This window comes from Shewanella sp. SR1, from assembly GCF_020447145.1.
GTDB lineage: Bacteria > Pseudomonadota > Gammaproteobacteria > Enterobacterales > Shewanellaceae > Shewanella > Shewanella baltica.
In genome coordinates this window covers 117,379-135,491 of sequence record NZ_JAJAEF010000002.1, presented here as the reverse complement: position 1 = coordinate 135,491, position 18,113 = coordinate 117,379, and the positions used below count along the sequence as shown (strand labels likewise).

Here is an 18,113-nt window from a genome sequence, read left to right as displayed (position 1 = left end):
GACAACGCTATTTAGGACGGAACAGACCCAACAAAAAGGCCGAGAGTAAACACTCTCGGCCTTTTCATGTTCGTTACCTTGATTAAACCAACAGGTTTATCGCGGTTTATTCGCCCTTAAGACGACGGTCGAGCTGATCTTTTAAGTTTGCGGGTACACCTTTGATTAAAATCGTATCCGAGATGGGATCGTAAATCACCCGTTGGCCCAAGTGGCCGCCATCAAAACTTAAGGTCACGCCGCCGCCAGTACCTGAAAACTTCTTCAGTTGGCGCAGGGTTGATTTGTCGGCCGGAAACTCTTCGTCGAGATCATAACTGCCACCACGGGCGAAATCGTAGAATGAATCCATACCTTGATCGGCTAACTCATCAGCCAAATCTTTGATCTCAATGTCAGCGCCTTCATCGAAGCGCTCACTGCAATATTCAAACACTTTATTACGGCACTGCTGGCGCTCGTCTTTCGTCAGCTCACTGCTGGCAACAAAATCTTCAACCGCGTTCATCAGGGTTTTGTTTTGCGCTTTAGTGTTGACGCCTTCGACGCAACCCATAAAGTCGAGGAAAAAGTCAGCGACTTTGCGTCCCGCACGGCCGCGGATAAAAGAAATGTATTTACGCGAGTCTTTATCGGCTTGCCACTCGGTCAAATCGATACGTGCCGCCAGTTGGATATTGTTTAAATCCAAATGATTATTTTGCGACAGTTCCATATCGTCTAACACAGTCATCGATGACTTAGCACTTAATAAGGCGACAAACAGATAATCGCTGGTAATGCTGGTGTAACAAGACATCAGCAAAAAACCGCCTTGGCTGAAATCGTATTTCGACAATTCTTCTTGCAGTAATTTACTGGCTTGGCCAGAAAATTCCACAAATCCTAAATCGCCGCCACGGTATTGAGTTAGCGCATTGGCAAAAGCAGGATTGGCCTCACCGTCGTCGCCATGGATACCAAAATAGCCAAAACCTTTACCGGCCTTTCCCGTATAAGTCTGGTGTAACTCGTCGAGCATCACCTCGACCGCCTGACCGTTCAGCAGAGGTTGAGGACGCAAACGGCAGCGTAATTGCCCCTGACTGTCCTGAGAAATCTCGTGAATAATTGCGTGTTCGATGTTAATACTCATAAGCCCTGATAGTGATACTGGGATAAATCCGCTATTATATGCCGCTAATCCATTCCAAAGTGAAACATTTTTTGATTATGGCAATCCAATCGAAATACTCAAACACCCAAGTTGAATCATTAATCGCCGAAATATTGGCTGTGTTAGAAAAGCATAAAGCACCGACTGACCTGAGCCTGATGGCATTGGGTAACTGCGTGACAAACCTGCTAGAACGTAAAGTACCAAGCGAATCGCGCCAAGCCGTGGCCGAACAATTTGCAAAAGCACTCGCACAATCGGTTAAATCCCAGTAAGTTAACTGGGTAATAATCGTCAAAAGAATATAAGATACAAGGTCTTTTAGGAATAAGCGGATCACTATGGTCGAGCGAAAAAAGCAAATGAGCCGCGATCGGGTTTCCCGGCTCATCAACTGGGGACATTGGTTCGCCTTCTTCAATGGCATATTAGCCATGATAGTCGGCAGCCGATATCTTGGCAGCGTGGGTTATCCAGAAACTTGGTATGGCTGGGTTTATCTAAGCGTCAGCACTATTGGTCAGTTTAGCTTTCTCGCCTTTATCGCCTATTTGATCTGTCTGTTCCCACTGACCTTGATATTGCCTTATTCGAAGATATTAAGAGGCGTCGCGGCGGTGATTGCGACCCTAAGTCTCTGTATCTTATTGTACGATACTATTGTTTACGCCGATTACGGCATGCACTTGAGCCCCTTCGCCTTCGATTTGGCCTGGGCGGATCTCAATGCCCTGCTCCACGGTACTTCCTATATTGTCACGCCACTCGCCATTATTGCTATTGAGCTTACGGCAGCGAACTTTTTGTGGAAGCGAATAGAGAAGATCCAAAAGCTGAATTTAGGCAATAAAGTCATCACCTTAGTGGGTATCTGTTTTGTCAGTAGCCACTTGATCCACATTTGGGCCGATGCCGCCGATATCACTGAAATTACCCGTTTCGATGATACTTATCCTTTATCATACCCTGCGACTGCGCGCTCCTTTATGGAAAGTCACGGTATTGATGGCTCGTCACAAGGTGACGATGTCAATCACAATACCAGTGTACTCAATTATCCCGAGCAGCCACTGACCTGCCAAGCTGACACTAAAATCAATGTATTGATGATCACCATCGATAGTTTGCGTGCGGATATGGTTGATGGTAAAAGCATGCCATTCTTGCAGCAATACACTGAAAGTAATCAGTCTTTTACCCAGCATTTCAGCGGCGGCAACCAATTTAGAACCGGCATGTTTTCGCTACTCTACGGCCTGCAAGGCAGTTATGGCGATGCGCGAATTTTTAATAGCACCAGTCCGCTAATGACCAGAAGCTTCCAGCAAGCGGGTTATGAACTGGGGCTTTTCCTGCCTGAAACCAATCTTAATTTGCGTTCGTCACAGGCAATGTTTAATGATTTCAATCCTGTGATTGCTAAAGAAACCAATGGCAGCGCCGATGCCGACTTGCACACAGTGGCCAGTTTTAACGAGTGGCACAGCATCCAAAATAAACCTTGGTTTGCGCTCGTTAACTTAAAAGCGCCAGAGAATTTCGATACTCCCGTGGGTTTCCTTGGCATTGAAACAGTAAAAGCCGATCCCGCCCTAATGCCGGCGCAAAAGGTACTGTTTAATCAATATCGCCAATCACTGTATTTTGTCGATCAACAACTTAAGGCAATGCTGGCCAATGTGCCCAAGGATACCTTAGTGATTATCACAGGGGTAAATGGCAAGATGTTCACCAGTAACAGTGACGAAGCGAATCGCAACCTGTCACCACAAAGTGTCAAAGTGCCCTTAGTGATCCACTGGCCCAATACGGGCGCCTCTAAGGTCAAATACCGCACTAGCCATTACGGCATCGCGCCGACCCTGATGACCCATGTGCTCGGTTGCACCAATAACACCACAGAATACAGCGCTGGCCGCAGCTTATTACAGCCGAGTAAAGAAACGTGGATCTATATTGGTGATAGCCGCATCTTCGCAATCTACCAAGAAGCCGAAGTGACAGTGATTGACCGCCACGGCAAATACCGTATTTACGATGAAAACTATGAACATAGGCTCAATAAGAAAATGAGTGCGCCTGAGTTGATTGAAGTAATGCGCGAAGGTCGACGTTTCTACAATCATTGATCTTCGTGATATTCGTCGAAGAAGCCTCAATCCCGATTGGGGCTTTTTTTATTCCCCTAGCGACAGAAGAAATGCTTAGAAATCAGAGTTCATCACAAGATGATTAACCGATTCCCCTTCCACCTGAGTTTGCGTATCCCCAAAACAAAAAGCCGCTATCCAGAGATAACGGCTTTTTAGACTAGGGCTAAATATTAAGAACTTAACTTACGCCAATCCACAATAAAACTAAGTCACAATCAAACCAATCAACCATAAAATTAGCTCGCAATGAACTCACTCACGATCAAGTCTATTCGTAATCAATCGGCTTTAACCGTGGAGTAGCGCTCCAACCAATGAGCATAGGAAGCGGGTAATACCCAAGATGGGCGCGCTATCTTTAAGGTTTGCGCCGCTTGATATGGCCAATGTGGATTCGCTAAAAAGGCTTTACCTATCATCACTAAATCCATTTGTTCATCTTCAATGGCAGCATTGGCATGGTTTGGATTATCCATACCCCAAGACGTCGCAACGGGGAAACCCACTTCTTGTCGAACCCGCGCGGCAATAGGCGCCAGGAATGCCGGGCTCCATGGAATATTTGCCGTCGGCGTAGAGAAGCAAATGCTGACGTTTAACATATCGAGCCCCGCTTGCTTAAATTGCTTCACCAAGGCGATTGATTCAGTTAGCGTTTCTTCATCTTTATGGTCGAATTCAATCACACCAAATCGCGCCGTTAAGGGTAAATGCTGTGGCCAAACGTCTCTTACCGCGGCAATGGTTTCTAACAAAAAGCGTCCCCGCCCTTCTGCACTGCCACCATATTGGTCGGTGCGTTGATTGGCATAGGTTGAAAAGAAACTTTGGGCTAAATAACCGTGGGCGAAATGCAGCTCTAACCATTCAAATCCTGCGGCTAAGGCCCGTTTTGCCGCCGCCACAAAGTCTGCTTTAACGCGCTCAATGTCCTCAATCGTCATGGCGGTAGGCACTTTAGGTAAGTTTGCACCAAAGGCAACAGCAGACGGCGCAATTGGTTGCCAGCCTTGTCCTTCACCATTGGGAATATGATCATCGCCTTCCCACGGGATATTGGCACTCGCTTTACGGCCCGCATGACCAATCTGAATACCAGCTACTGCACCGGCATTTTTAATAGCACTAGCCACCTTTGCGAGACCTTGGGCTTGTTCGTCATTCCATAACCCAAGGCATTTTGGGGTAATACGTCCTTCGGGAGAAACTGCGGTGGCTTCAACCACAACAAGACCCGCTCCGCCACGGGCAAGGCTAGTGTAATGCACCTGATGCCAGTCGTTGATGAGTCCGTCCGTGGCTTGATATTGGCACATGGGCGCAACGGCAATACGATTTTTGAGGGTGATGTCTTTAAGTTTGAAGGATGAAAATAGATCGGCCATGGGTGTTTCCTGTGTCAAATAGAATCAAAAAGGAATGGAATACTGAATGACGACAGACTAGCCTTATCGTGTCATAATTAAAAGCACGCACAGATTATAGAGTTGATAAAGTTTGCTTATGATAAATCCACAGTGGTTACACACCTTTGCTGTTCTGGTCGAGAAAGGTAACTTCACCCGAACCGCCGAAGCCATTGGTATTACCCAAGCGGCCGTGAGCCAACATATCAGTCGCTTAGAAGAGGAATACGGCACACTGTTTTTACGCCGCCCCCGTCAACTTGAAATCACTCCGATTGGCGAAAACCTGCTGACCTATGTTAAAGACGTCGAATGCGCGCACAAACGCTTACAGCAGAAACTGATCCATGATGATGCTGAGGTCGGCGACATTAGCATCATCACTCCGGGAAGCATTGGTTTAACACTCTTTCCGTTGTTAATCGAACTTCAACAAGCCTTTCCGGCGTTAAACATTCGCCACCGTTTTGCCCCTGACAGTGAAATAGTCGCCTCGGTATTAGCCAATGAACATGAAATCGGCATGGTGACCTTAAAACCGTCTGATCCTCGCATTCACAGCACGCATTTCACCGAAGAGCCGCTTGAGCTCGTCGTACCTGCGTGCCACAAACAAAATGAATGGGTTGATTTACAACGGCTAGGGTTTATCTCCCATCCCGATGGCGAGGCCATGGCAACCCGGTTACTTAGCCGAAAATATCCAAGTAATCCCGGTATTCAGGACATTCCCTGTAAAGGATTTACCAACCAAATCAGCCTGATCCTTGAGCCTGTCGCGAAAGGACTAGGATTTACAGTTATACCGCAATACGCCCGCAAAGCCTTTGAACGACAACAAGATATCTATGTTGTGGAATGTGGCAGCCAAGTTGTAGACACCATTTGGCTTATCCACCGCGCGGAATGGCCCTTGTCACGCAGAGCCCAAAAAGCGATCACATTTTTAAAGGGGAAAATATAAAACCGATTCATTGCTGTCTTCATTAAAGACAGCAAGCCCTTATTCTGGCAGAGGAATAAAGTCATCCTGCACGTTGCACCGTAGGTATCTATGTGATGAGTCAAACGCCGAAGGCGCATTGTGCTGGCGTTTGATAGCTGATTTTCTTTAATTTATTTATATTTTTAATGTAGCCCAGCTCAAAAAGCTCTTGCCCGATAGCTTTTACTATCTGCGTTTCCTCTGCTGTTCTATCCACTTTGGATATAAGGTTTGAATATTCAACTTGCATTTGCTTTATTTCAAAGTCTCTTTTTCGGCAATTGACGCACTTGATACAGTGAGAATCAACCCAAAATTTTAGTTCTTCAAACCAGTATTTTTGTTCAAGCGCAAAAAATATAAACTCTCTTTGGCAACCTTTACAAGTCTCTTCAATATCAACGTACAGTTTTCGAAAATAGTCTGCATAATTCTGTTTTTCTGGTTCAGCAGGTATTGCAGTTTCAGGAAAATATTTCAAGCTAGCATAGCGCCAGTGGGCACTTTCAATTTCGTCTTTAGAATAAACGTGACCAGAGGTAATTGGTTGAGATCCATATCTTGGATGAGGTACATAATTCTTCATTTTGAAGTAATACTCAAAGTTTCAATAATCGCTAATGCCGCCAGCACGCGCGGCGAAGCTACTGATTGATATCCAATTCATTATGGATCAACACCACGCACTGGGAAGCAAACAGCATCTTAGGCCCAAGGCTGATCTTTTGCGCACCAAGACGTTTCAAGGTATTAAAACTTTTCTTCGGCATAGGAATATGATCGGTCAGCAAAAAGCACGGATTACCCACAAACTCCTGCTCACGGATAGAAGTGCCCTTCTTATCCATCATAAACAATTGATAATCCACCGCGAGGTCCTGCACCAGCTTTTCAAAACTGATGGTGCTCACAGTAATGCCCTCATCCACAACGCGAGTTTGCTCTTTCGTCATGCCCCGAGAAATATCTAAGGCCTTGGCAATTTTCGTCAGCAAAGCTTGTTCGTGAAAACCGCCAATATGGCAAATATTTCGGGTATCAAAGCAAATAGTGCGGGAAAAATCATGGGTACTTTCTAACACTAGATAAACGACAACATCGTTTCGATGGGACTGAGCCACAAAGATAGTGTTCATCAGGGTATGAGCCAAAATCTCGGTGTGCGCCTCTTGGCCGACAGAAGCCAAAAACAACTGACTGTCAGTAGGTGCTGATCTTGCTCGTAAAACAAACGCGCGCATAGGTAAATGTCCTACTCAATAATGTCTTAAATGCTAAATGGCGAATGCAAATATCGATGTGAAACGTGTCATTTCACGTTAAGAATTTTTGTCTTTACTGTACCAATGAAGTCGACTACTGGAGCTGAAACGATTAGCGTTAGTCCTCATGACCACAAAAAAGATATAAAAAAACAAAACCCCGTATAGCAATGCTACCACGGGGTTTTGTTTTTACTTAACTGTCACTTATCTTAATAATTAAAACAGCCTAACAATTAAGCATTTAATTTGGTCGGTATGAGAGGATTCGAACCTCCGACCCCTGACACCCCATGACAGTGCGCTACCGGGCTGCGCTACATACCGAAATTTTTTAAGTGAATTGAATTATCAGCCTTGATTGAGTCCGTTATAACTTAGTGGCTATTTCAAGCTAATTTCTTCAATCACTCATCACCTAAGATACTGTTTATGGGGTTTATCTTAAGTGAGCCAGAACTGTAGCAATTGCCTTGCAACTGCGCAAGGGCTTCATTACATCTCTTTGATCGACTGCTTAGTTTATGTTCTGAATGACACAATTTTCGTCGATAATAGTTCGGAAATGGCCTCATCCATTAGCTATACGACTAATCTGCCTGTTACTGACCAGTAATTCAGCCTATGTTTACCTAGATAAAGTACTGGCACTATTACTTTCTATAATTCGTTTCTTTAATCCGTTCCCATAATCTGTTCCTACAATTCATTTCTATTATGGCTTTATATTGGGGGCTTCAATTGAAGCTCTGGGATAGAGGCATTGGGTTTATTTGTGCCATAATCACAGACAGTTAACACAAGCAAATTTTCAAAGGGACTTTTCTTTGCATTTACCCGCCTTCCAAACCGCTCATCTCAGACTGGCCATTATTCTGGGTGTATTCGGCTTAGTCCTGAATCTTTTTCCCATCCCTTTATTCGCTAATGTGCAATTGATTCTCGGCAACGTGGCCGTTGTGATAGTGGCAATACTCTTAGGGCCTTGGTATGCATTGATCACCGCCCTATTTACCGCAACGGGACTCATGATCGTGTGGTCGAGCCCGCACGTGTATTTACTGTTTTTACTCGAAGCATTATGGCTTGGTTTTGCAAGGCGCCGAGACATTCAAATACTCTATGCCAGTGTGAGTTATTGGGTGTTATTGGGGATCCCGCTGTTAGCCATTTATGTGGCTGTTATTGCTAGAATGCCTGCCAGCCACATCCCTTTTAGTGCAATAAAACAAGCCGTTAATGGCATGCTCTACGCTGCAATTGGTGAACTCTGCGTAGTTGCTATTCCAAGTCTGTGGCATTTTAAAGGCAAGCTGACCAATCTTAGCCGTCGGACTTCTAGCTCGCAGCTCAGTTACTTGTTTACCTTAATCATTACTGTGAGTTTATTAGTTTCATCCTTAGTCTTTAATCACTTTTTCATCGACAAACAACAGGTGATGATTAATCGCAATCTGGACGATACGGCAACCCATTTAAGCCATGCAACCGACAACTATCTCGCTTACAACACCCAAGTCATCGCTAGCACAGCCAAGTTTTTGAGTCTGTCGAATGCAGATATCAATGAGTGGCAGGCATTACTGTCGAGCATACACGATAGTAATCAAGGTTTTAAAACCATGCTGATTGCGAATGAAAAAGGCAACTTACTCGCTGTAAGCCCAATGACTAATGTAGTAAAATTAGACAGTCTCTCTGACATTTCTTCGGTGAGCGATAGGGAGTACTTTACCCAAGCGTTTTATAACCATAAAACCTTTGTATCACCCGCGTTTATCGGCAGAGGTTTTGGTAATGACGTGATCATTGCCATTAGTGCCCCGATTTTTAGTCAAAATGATCCCAATCAAGCCAGAGGGATAGTCGAAGGCAGCTTAGATTTACGCTATTTTTCCAGCATAGATAAACAAAACCTGCACCATGAGCAGCAATCTATTTTACTGACAGATGAGAACAATAATCTGATTTATGCCTCCGAAGGGTTAGGACTAGCACCGATCACCCCCTTGTCATTCAGCAAAGGCAGTGAGATTTATCGCGCCCAGCTTCAACTGATGAACCTGCATAACCTAGATTCAAATACTCCTGAGTACATCTATGCCCAGCATAAGTTAAACAATGGATGGCAACTCTATGTTTTAGAACCTTTTGTGCCGCTTCTAAAACTGGCTGAGCGCCAATATGTCAACACGGTAATTTTGCTGTTTTGCTCCTTAGTCGGTGCCTTTTTTATTACTAAAGCCATCAGTAAGTTACTGACCGAACCTCTGTCGCTTTTAGCGCAGCATTTCGGTCCCGCTAAGCAAGAAAAAGCCAGTGACGAGAAGTTTGAGCATGATCTACTCGATAAAAGCACCCCTAAAGAAATCTATAGCTTGTATGAAAGTTTGGCCTCGAACCAACAAGCCTTACTCGAACACCAACAAGAACTTGAGCAAAAAGTACAGCAGCGCACCCAAGATTTAGAGGCCGCTAATGTGAAATTAAAGGATTTAGCCGAGCGCGATCCGCTGACGAATCTCTATAATCGCCGCTATACCGAGCATCAATTTCCACTTATCCAACAGATGTGCGAACGGGGTCAAGATGCCATGACGCTTGCCATATTGGATTTAGACCATTTTAAGCAAATCAATGATACTTATGGCCATTTGGGTGGCGACGAGTGTTTAAAAGTGGTTGCTGAACTCTTAACCTCGCTCTTCAAGCGAGATATTGATTTGATCTCCCGCTACGGCGGCGAAGAATTTTTGCTGATTTTACCTATGTGTAATGCCTTGAAAGTCGAAGCACATCTCAATGAGTTTAAACGGCAACTCGCAGGCACTGTGATCATCAATCCGCAGGATCATCGAAGCTTTAATGTCACGGCGAGTATCGGCGCTGTGATTGCCAATGCCACCTATAGCGACTCCTTAGAGTACTGGCTTAAGCAGGCCGACAATAACTTGTATCTGGCAAAGGAACAGGGGCGTGATCGGGTTGTTTGCAGCCTGATTGTTTAACTGGAACTTGGTTAAGAGAAAGCTGTTGAGGAGATTGTCGTTCAAAGGTAAAGAAGGTTTAGGTCAGATTAACTGAGCTGCAAGCAGTCACTATTGGATTGCGCAGGATTGTACTGAATGCTAGCGGGCTAAGTTGCACGGCTCTGCTTGATTCTGAGTGCACATTTACACAGCGTGATCATCAATGAAAGCTCAGGCGTAATGACACCTGAGCGGTTAATAAATCACGAAATCCTAGTGCATATGGGCGAGTCGATACTCATCCATGCACTCAAGTAGATACGGGAAGAAGGGATTCCATTTCTGGCGCAACATTTCCGATGCCGACACACTATACAAGCCGCGCTCTCCCCGTGAAGCCGTCGCACCGATTTGGATCCGATGTGAATCAGGTTGAATGATCGCGCCATAGAGGCCATCATCCACACCAAAGGGTAGCGCAATATGGGACAAGGAATACACGCCAGCGGGCCAATACAGATCTAATGCACGCACTTGTTCATTGCCTTCTGTGACCACTTTACCCTGTGCAGCTAAACCAAAGCTGCGCGCTTGAACTTGCGTGGTTTCATGACTGATATTTTCCACCACAGTGCCGCGATAATGCAGCGCAGGACTATTGATGCTCGCCAACAAGCCCGCCAGCGGATCATTGGACACCATTTTAGCATTCACATCGAGTCGGTTCATGTCGAACAGCACGAGTTCGTGACCATTTTCAGGCAATGTCTGATAAAGATGATTCACCACAGCCGAGGTTGAAACGGTTGCATCCACTACCGACTGAAAAGTGAGTATCGATGGAATTTGTGCCCTTTGCGGCAAAGTTAACCCAGCCAATAAACCTTGGTTACGTAGCGCTAATTGATACACCACATCGCCCGCATTGACCGCAAAAGAAGTGTATTTAAACGGATCGTACTCCACTTGAATGCTGTTCCACTGCAGTTTATCCAGTTCCAGCAACCGGCCTATCCAACTCTGCCAGCGCGCGGCCGCCGCTAATGGCGCTAACCCTATGGCGGGAGAGATAAAAATCATCCCAGCATAATCTGGTTTTTTATCTTGGCTAATACGTTCTAACTCATGGTTAAGCGCTACGGCGGCACCGGTCGAAAAGCCTACAACAAATAGCGGTTTACCCTTCAGAGATTGCCGCATATGCGCTGTGGCTAAGTTCACTGCGGCTGCGAGATCTTGCCAATAAACCTCAGTCAAGCCACTCGGAATAGTGCCATGTCCTGGTAGTCTTAAACCCAGCACATGGGCTTTACCTTTAAAATGCGCTGCCACATTGGATAAGGCATAGGGCGAGTCTGACATGCCATGGAGCAGCAATACTCCAAACTCGGCGTCGACTACGGGCCATTCATAACTGCGATTCCAATTTTGGGGCCAATGGGCAGGATCGGATAAGCTATTTTTGACATAGCGGTTAACTGGAGAAAACTCATTGGCGGGAATCTTTTGGACGACTTTGCGCTCAACTTCGGCGAATAGGCGCTCTTCTAGCGCTAAGTACTCATTAAAATTAGCGAGTTTAGTATTGTAATGGAACTCATTTTCTAGCTCGACCGTATGCCAAAGTGACAATTCTGGACGCGCATTGAGAAAGTAAATCCCGGTCGCGAGTAACGCCAGCGCTATGCCAATGCTCGCATACACTGCGGCTAAGAATAGGTGTTTTGTCGAACCTATGATGATGGCCTTCATGGCTGTTCCTACATAACAATAAGATAAAATGAGCAAGCCAATTATACGGTTAGAAAAAAACATCCTTCAAACTTTTTACCGTAATAACATCCACAGCCATAAACCGCGCTATTTTATTAACTGCATAAGCCCTAATTGGGTTAGGATCGAAAGCGCCTTATTCCAACGAAACTTATACGCTCTCGATGATTATCGGTAATCCCCACGCTAGCTTCGCCTACTATCTTCCTACTGCGCCGCTGATACCTGACAACTGGCATTACACTCAACCAGACGCTGTCGCGACTCTGATAGCGTTAAATGGCAATCATTGGCGTAAGATCTTCACTATTATGGCAAAAATCAGCGCGGTCGGAGAGGATTGGCGTGGCTATCGTGACCAAGTGTTACTCAAGCAAAATGAACTTCTCTGCATAGGCGGCACTGAGTTAATGGCAAACGCGAAGATCCATCTCATCGCGGGGCAAGTGGCTGTAAAGTGTTTAGGACTCACCATTTCTGCAAGCGATATCCATGCGCAGCATTTAACCGCCCAAAACAAATCCATAACCGCGATGACGCTTCCATCTTCGCAGGGGCAGCATTGTTTACTCACGCCCTATTTGGATTATCGCCAATACCCAAATCAACTGATCGCCCTGACACGCCAACACTTAGCCGTTCCATAATCCCTACTAGAAGATGCATTGCCAAATGCAGTAAGCTCAATGACTCAGTAAGAAAAAGGCATAAAAAAGCACTCGTGAACGGAGTTCAAACGAGTGCTTATTCGAGTACGATTTAGCGTTAGTCGTAGATCGTTGGGATAGGCTGACGCTTATGCTGCGTCGCCTTATAAATACCAATCAACTTGTCTTCAACCGCCTTACCTACATCTTTTCCCTCAAGGAAATCATCGATTTGCGCATAGGTTAGCCCTAGTGCGACTTCATCTTCGAGTAGCGGCTTATTGTCTTCTAGATCCGCGGTCGGCGCTTTATGCACTAAAGACTCTGGCGCACCAAGATACGCGGCAAGTTGGCGAACTTGGCGCTTGTTAAGACCAAATAATGGCGCTAAATCGCAGGCACCATCGCCCCACTTAGTGTAAAAACCTGTGATGTTTTCAGCGCTGTGATCTGTCCCCACCACGAGTCCGCCCACGAGTCCGGCGAGTTCATACTGGGCGATCATCCGCATACGAGCTTTAACGTTACCCTTAACAAAATCCACTTTTGCCACATCGGGCAAAGGCAATCCAGCTTCGGCTAACGCGGCGACGGTAGCGCTGTGCACGCCATCAACACCTTGATGCACATTCACTGTGACCAATTTAGAGGGCTGAATAAACTGACAGGCTAATTGCGCCTCATGCTCATCTTTTTGGATCTGATAGGGTAAACGCACGGCGATAAACTGGTAATCGCCTTGGCTATTTTCGTGGTTTAGACTGTCCACCGCCAACTGACACAAACGCCCAGCGGTAGAAGAATCCACCCCACCGCTGATCCCTAATACCAATGCCTTGCTGCGCGCTTCTTTTAGTTTGGTTTTAATAAACGCGACCCGACGTTGCACTTCGAACTCAGGCTCTATGGCCGTGAGTACTTTCATTTCTCTTAAGATTTGCGCTTTCACCGAAAATTCCACCTTAAATAATCGCTGTATTTGGACTATCTGAACCCGACTAACGTTAACATTTATTCGCAACTGCCTGTAGTTAAAATTAGCGCTTGGCCGATTGATTGTTGATAAACGCCATAAAAATAAGGGCAACAACGGTTTGCCGTTATTGCCCTAGCGTAAATCAGTCAGCTTAATACCAATACAGGTACTGGCTTATCTTTCCCAGTAGGATTCTTCTAAGCTGTCTTCGCGCTCAGGTAAACCACGGGATAAACGCGGACTATGCTGGGCTAAGACTTCATAGGCGACGCGGTTAGCGTACTTACACACTTGAGAAAACGAGGAATAACACAGGCCATCGCGCTTATGTTTACTCGAACCCGGCACGTTAGTCTTGTGGAAAGTATTGGCCGCCAGATCGTGCAATAACGCCGATAAGGCGCCATCACCTGCCCCATTAGTATTCCCAATTTTTTCTGGACCGCCCATATAAGGTGAAATGTGGGCAAACACTTTGATTGGTGTTTCACAGTCATTCTTAAGCTTTGGACGGGAGAACTCATAACGGTTAAATTCTGGGATCGCGCCCGGCAACAAGGTATGAACGGTTTCGCGCTTTTCAGAATCTTCAGTATAACCCGCAGTATAAAGCCCGATTGGACCCGCTGTGGTTAATACCATGTCACACCATTCCAAGGCTTTTTCACTGGCGAGCAGAGGATCCCGTGAACCGGTTAAGGCTTCACCTTCATCTTCATTCATCGCCAAAATGGTGACATGTTCTTTGATGAAGTTTTGCCACCATTGCGGATCTTCTTCAATCAAAAAACGCGTGCCTAAGGTCAATACTACCGGCACCTCGGCGGCTTTTGCGTATTCGATGGCGCACATGGCCGCATCGGTAATACGGTCGCCATCGCTGGCGCGCATCAAGTACGCGGTCAGCACTAAGGCAGAGCTGCCCTGTATTACATCTTTATCAATATATTCAGGCGTAAGTTTATCCATCGAGCCTTTGCTAATCGCAAATGTCCGCTCGCCACACTCAGAAATCAAGGTAAAACAGCGACCGATTGGGCCATCTACAGGCTGTAGAAAGTTAAGGTCGACTTTAGAAGAGGTATTACATAAATAGCGATAGGCGTAACTGCCCACTTCGATATTCTGACTCATCACCCCGAATAACACTGAACGGTCATCGGCCAGAATAGAATAATTGTGCACTGTGTTGCCAATCGTGCCACCAGCAAACTCATCGCTAATCAAGCCATGAATTTTTAACTCAGTGTAGAGTCTGTGGGCCTGTTCATCATTGATCAGGGTCGAATTACCTTTTGGTAAGCCATAACGGCTCAGCAATTCGTCCTCCACTTTCGCTTCGATATCCACTAAAGTTTGATCAATACCGCTGATATAGGTCGCAAACGGCTGAGGCTGTTGAGTCAGCTGTTCAAGCAGCGGATCTCGGGTTTTAACCGGAAAATAATGTTTTGATTTACGCTGACCGGGAAACTTCATAGTGGCTCTCTTTTCCTGGCATCCATGCTAATTGGCGTCTGCCGAGGCGGTCAAGCCAAGCAGCATCCTAAAAATATTGAGTCTAGGCTAGCGAGACAAAAAAACCACCCCTTAGCCGGAAGGGCGCAGATTCTATCACAAAATCAGTTCGAAGCCAGTGCTCCAATACCCAAACAACCTGAAGATGCAGAATTCAGCGGCTGAAGTTAACGGAATGGTTTAGGCAAGGCCATTTATTGCTCCTGCATTATTGGCATTCACGCCATCCATGGCGATTGCGGCTATTTGCAGACCTAGTGGGCTAAGTTAAAAATAGTCAACACAGTATAAAGTGCATTACCTCGTGTTTAACATCTGCCCCCGGGACGGAGCGCCTAGGGCACTTCACTTCCGTGTTGCATCAATTCAAAAGGTGGCCGACATTCTGTCATTGATGCGCCTTGAATTGAATCACCCTAGGCGCTCTGAAACTCGACTCTTCAGGTGGCTTGGGTATGGGCCCAAGATACCGCTTGTTCTTGGATTAATTGCCGTAATAATTCAATGTGTAACTCATCGTCGTTCAAACAAGGGATAAACCGATAGTCGCTGCCACCTGCATCTAAAAAGGTTTCCTTAGCGCCGATGGAGATTTCTTCTAAGGTTTCGAGGCAGTCAGTCGCAAACGCTGGGCAAATCACATCGACACTTTTGATTCCTTGTGCAGGTAACTCGGCCAATAATTCATCAGCGTAAGGCGTGAGCCACTCTTCACGGCCAAAGCGAGATTGGAAACACACTTGCCATTGCGACTCGCTAAGCGCCAGTTTTTGCGCTAACAGTTTCGCCGTGACAAAACACTGCTCGCGGTATGGATCGCCCTCTTTCACATAACGCAGTGGAATACCGTGAAATGACAAGAGTAACTTGTCGGCCTGCCCATGGGTTTTCCAGTGACGCGTCACACTATGCGCCAGCGCTGCTATGTAAGCATCATGATCAAAATAGTCTTTATTAAAGCGAACCTGAGGTATGTCACGCACGGTTTTAAGATAACTGGCAACGGCATCAAACACACTTGCCACCGTCGAGCAGGAATATTGGGGATACAAAGGCAGCACAATAATGCGCTCTGCCCCTTGGTCTTTCAGGCGTTCAAATCCCACATCTATGGAGGGATTGCCGTAACTCATACCCAGTTCAACCGGAATGGTCTGGTTAAACGTAGCGCTTAAGTCCACCGCCAGCTTTTGTGCTTGGCGTGCACTTATCACCATCAAGGGCGAGCCTTCTGGCGTCCACACGCTTTGGTAGAGTTTGGCGACTTTCGCCGGACGGGTGTTGAGGATAATGCCGTTCAGCAGCGGTTGCCAAATCCACGGCGATAAATCGACGACACGGGGATCACTTAAAAACTGACTTAAAAATCGTTTTACGGCCTTAGGGCTAGGTTCATCAGGCGTGCCGAGGTTAACCAATAACACACCAAAAGCAGGGGAAGGATTCAACGTTAGGCTCATGGTTAATGAAGTTCACTTGGAGGCTAACATTGCGATACCCATAAAAAAAGCCTGCATCGGCAGGCTTTTTTCTAATATGAGAACTCGTTCTCGTAAATTAAGCTTTTTCGGTTATTTCAACACGCTGGCAAGCTGCTCACTCACGGCCGCAACCGATTGAGTACCGTCAAACTTGTTGTATTGAGTTTGACCAGCTGCAGCCACTTTACCGTAGTATTCAACCAGCGGCTTAGTTTGCTCGTGGTAAATCGCGAGGCGTTTACGCACTGTGCTTTCTTCGTCATCTGGACGAATAGCTAAATCTTCGCCCGTCACGTCGTCTTTACCTTCCACTTTAGGTGGATTGAAAACCACATGGTAAACACGGCCAGAACCTGGGTGAACACGGCGACCGCTCATGCGCTTAACGATTTCTTCGTCTGGCACATCGATTTCAATCACGTGATCAATGCTAATACCGTTTGCCGCCATCGCATCCGCTTGTGGGATAGTACGTGGGAAACCGTCTAACAAGAAACCTTTAACACAGTCTTCCTGTGCGATACGCTCTTTAACCAGACCGATGATCAGATCATCAGAAACCAGTTGACCAGCATCCATCACTTTCTTCGCTTCCAAACCCAGTGGAGTACCGGCTTTTACCGCGGCACGTAACATATCACCAGTGGAAATTTGTGGGATACCATACTGTTCCATAATGAACTGGGCCTGGGTACCTTTACCGGCACCTGGGGCGCCCAATAGGATAATGCGCATCTCAAGAGTCCTCTTTTCGCATTGATATTCTTCTTAGGGCGGCGATCTTCGCACATCTCGCCGCCATTGAGAAGGCTTTTAGCTTCGACTTTAGCCTCAGAAACCGCAAATAAACTGCCGTTCCTTAAGCATTTTTATCATTAATAGAGCAAGGTATAGAGCTTACGGCGGTATTGATTGGCTATGGGATTACCTTGGCCAAGTGCCGTTAATACTTCCATAAACACTTGTTTTACTGTGCCATTTTCAGCACCTAAATCTTTACTGAGCACACCGAATAACAGATCTAATGCTTCATCATCGCGGTGGGCGGCATGCAATGCCTTACTCAGCTCGAGTAATAACACTAAATCTGTTGGATTTTGCTCAAACTTTTGCTGTAAATCGCGAATTTCAGGGGTATCCGCTGCATCTAGGGCAAGTGCGAGCTTGGCTTTTAAACTCTGGTAGTAACCATCTTGGTCGGCAAACCCGACTTTCTCAAGCATAGCTTGCGCTAACACTAATTCGCCCTGCATCAGATACACATCGGCGAGCACTAAACTCACCTCACCCGCTTGATTTGAGCCTGCATGCGCGTCTTTAAGCAACACGGCAGCAGTGGCAAGATCCTCTGCGCTTACTTGGCTAAGGGCGAGTAATGCTTTGGCCTGTGCTAACTGTAACTGCCACATAGGCGGTAAATGTTTATCCAGCATGGCTGTGACTTGCGCCGCATCTTGCAGGCCAGCAAAACCATCGACAGGCTGACCTTTATCCAATACTAACGTGGTCGGTAGACTTTGAATGCGAAAGTAATTGGCAATTTCTAATTCTGCTTCACAGTCAACTTTAGCGAGTACGAATCGACCCGCATTTTGCGCGGCAATTTGCTCTAAAGTGTGCAGCATAGCCACACTTTGTTCCTGCGGCTGTGCCCAAAATGCTAACACCACGATCTGCTGCATCGAGGCATCAACCACTTGCTGAATATTGTCTTTAGTCAGGCTGAGGATATTGTCCATAGTATTCCCTTAACGTTTAAGGCCTCAATCATGGGAGGCCTTATGCTT

General features: G+C 46.1%; 15 protein-coding genes and 1 tRNA gene. 5 read left to right on the top strand and 11 right to left on the bottom strand.

All coding sequences use genetic code 11. The features are described from left to right. Positions 1 to 106: 106 nt before the first annotated feature. Positions 107 to 1,135 carry a nucleoid-associated protein YejK gene (gene yejK, locus KV201_RS02525; RefSeq protein WP_006081997.1) on the bottom strand — a complete coding sequence of 343 codons (1,029 nt, stop codon included), beginning with the start codon at positions 1,133 to 1,135 and terminating at the stop codon, positions 107 to 109. A gap of 77 nt (positions 1,136 to 1,212) precedes the next feature. Here yejK and KV201_RS02520 point away from each other — a divergent pair, with 77 nt between their 5' ends. Continuing rightward, on the top strand, positions 1,213 to 1,431 hold the full coding sequence (locus tag KV201_RS02520; RefSeq protein ID WP_011847036.1) for a YejL family protein: 219 nt from the start codon (positions 1,213 to 1,215) through the stop codon (positions 1,429 to 1,431). Positions 1,432 to 1,497: 66 nt separating this feature from the next. Next, positions 1,498 to 3,285 carry a DUF3413 domain-containing protein gene (locus KV201_RS02515; RefSeq protein ID WP_115334438.1) on the top strand — a complete coding sequence of 596 codons (1,788 nt, stop codon included), beginning with the start codon at positions 1,498 to 1,500 and terminating at the stop codon, positions 3,283 to 3,285. A 302-nt stretch (positions 3,286 to 3,587) separates the two neighbouring features. On the opposite strand, the gene KV201_RS02510 is transcribed toward KV201_RS02515, so the two are convergent. Continuing rightward, positions 3,588 to 4,694, bottom strand: a complete 1,107-nt coding sequence (locus tag KV201_RS02510; protein ID WP_226058419.1) for an NADH:flavin oxidoreductase/NADH oxidase — start codon at positions 4,692 to 4,694, stop codon at positions 3,588 to 3,590. Between the two features lie 118 nt (positions 4,695 to 4,812). Here KV201_RS02510 and KV201_RS02505 point away from each other — a divergent pair, with 118 nt between their 5' ends. Beyond that, a complete protein-coding gene (locus tag KV201_RS02505) occupies positions 4,813 to 5,679 on the top strand; it encodes a LysR family transcriptional regulator (protein ID WP_226058418.1) in 867 nt (288 codons plus the stop codon). Between the two features lie 100 nt (positions 5,680 to 5,779). Here KV201_RS02505 and KV201_RS02500 read toward each other — a convergent pair whose 3' ends face one another. The 3 genes from KV201_RS02500 to KV201_RS02490 form a co-directional block, all read right to left on the bottom strand. Then, complete coding sequence (locus tag KV201_RS02500; RefSeq protein WP_226058417.1) at positions 5,780 to 6,286, bottom strand: zinc-ribbon domain containing protein; 507 nt, start codon at positions 6,284 to 6,286, stop codon at positions 5,780 to 5,782. A 58-nt stretch (positions 6,287 to 6,344) separates the two neighbouring features. Further along, positions 6,345 to 6,941, bottom strand: coding sequence for a tRNA (pseudouridine(54)-N(1))-methyltransferase TrmY (gene trmY / locus KV201_RS02495; RefSeq protein ID WP_006086220.1), 597 nt, complete (start codon positions 6,939 to 6,941; stop codon positions 6,345 to 6,347). A gap of 271 nt (positions 6,942 to 7,212) precedes the next feature. Further along, positions 7,213 to 7,289 (bottom strand) — tRNA-Pro (locus KV201_RS02490). A gap of 446 nt (positions 7,290 to 7,735) precedes the next feature. Between KV201_RS02490 and KV201_RS02485 the strand changes: the two genes are divergently transcribed. Continuing rightward, positions 7,736 to 9,970, top strand: coding sequence for a diguanylate cyclase (locus KV201_RS02485; protein WP_226058416.1), 2,235 nt, complete (start codon positions 7,736 to 7,738; stop codon positions 9,968 to 9,970). Between the two features lie 234 nt (positions 9,971 to 10,204). Here KV201_RS02485 and KV201_RS02480 read toward each other — a convergent pair whose 3' ends face one another. Continuing rightward, on the bottom strand, positions 10,205 to 11,683 hold the full coding sequence (locus KV201_RS02480) for a carboxylesterase (RefSeq protein WP_226058415.1): 1,479 nt from the start codon (positions 11,681 to 11,683) through the stop codon (positions 10,205 to 10,207). Between the two features lie 185 nt (positions 11,684 to 11,868). Between KV201_RS02480 and KV201_RS02475 the strand changes: the two genes are divergently transcribed. Further along, positions 11,869 to 12,351 (top strand): hypothetical protein, encoded by a 483-nt coding sequence (locus KV201_RS02475; RefSeq protein ID WP_226058414.1) that lies wholly within the window; start codon positions 11,869 to 11,871, stop codon positions 12,349 to 12,351. Between the two features lie 118 nt (positions 12,352 to 12,469). Here the strand turns inward: KV201_RS02475 and nadE are convergent, their stop codons facing one another. The 5 genes from nadE to KV201_RS02450 all read right to left on the bottom strand — a co-directional run bounded on the left by nadE (position 12,470) and on the right by KV201_RS02450 (position 18,065). Then, positions 12,470 to 13,300, bottom strand: a complete 831-nt coding sequence (gene nadE, locus KV201_RS02470) for an ammonia-dependent NAD(+) synthetase (RefSeq protein WP_226058413.1) — start codon at positions 13,298 to 13,300, stop codon at positions 12,470 to 12,472. A 201-nt stretch (positions 13,301 to 13,501) separates the two neighbouring features. Further along, positions 13,502 to 14,806, bottom strand: coding sequence for an inosine/guanosine kinase (locus KV201_RS02465; protein WP_006086215.1), 1,305 nt, complete (start codon positions 14,804 to 14,806; stop codon positions 13,502 to 13,504). 479 nt (positions 14,807 to 15,285) lie between these two features. Beyond that, a complete protein-coding gene (gene hemH, locus KV201_RS02460; protein WP_226058412.1) occupies positions 15,286 to 16,305 on the bottom strand; it encodes a ferrochelatase in 1,020 nt (339 codons plus the stop codon). A 111-nt stretch (positions 16,306 to 16,416) separates the two neighbouring features. Next, on the bottom strand, positions 16,417 to 17,061 hold the full coding sequence (adk, locus tag KV201_RS02455; RefSeq protein ID WP_006082054.1) for an adenylate kinase: 645 nt from the start codon (positions 17,059 to 17,061) through the stop codon (positions 16,417 to 16,419). Between the two features lie 140 nt (positions 17,062 to 17,201). Further along, on the bottom strand, positions 17,202 to 18,065 hold the full coding sequence (locus tag KV201_RS02450; RefSeq protein ID WP_226058411.1) for a tetratricopeptide repeat protein: 864 nt from the start codon (positions 18,063 to 18,065) through the stop codon (positions 17,202 to 17,204). Between the last annotated feature and the right edge of the window lie 48 nt (positions 18,066 to 18,113).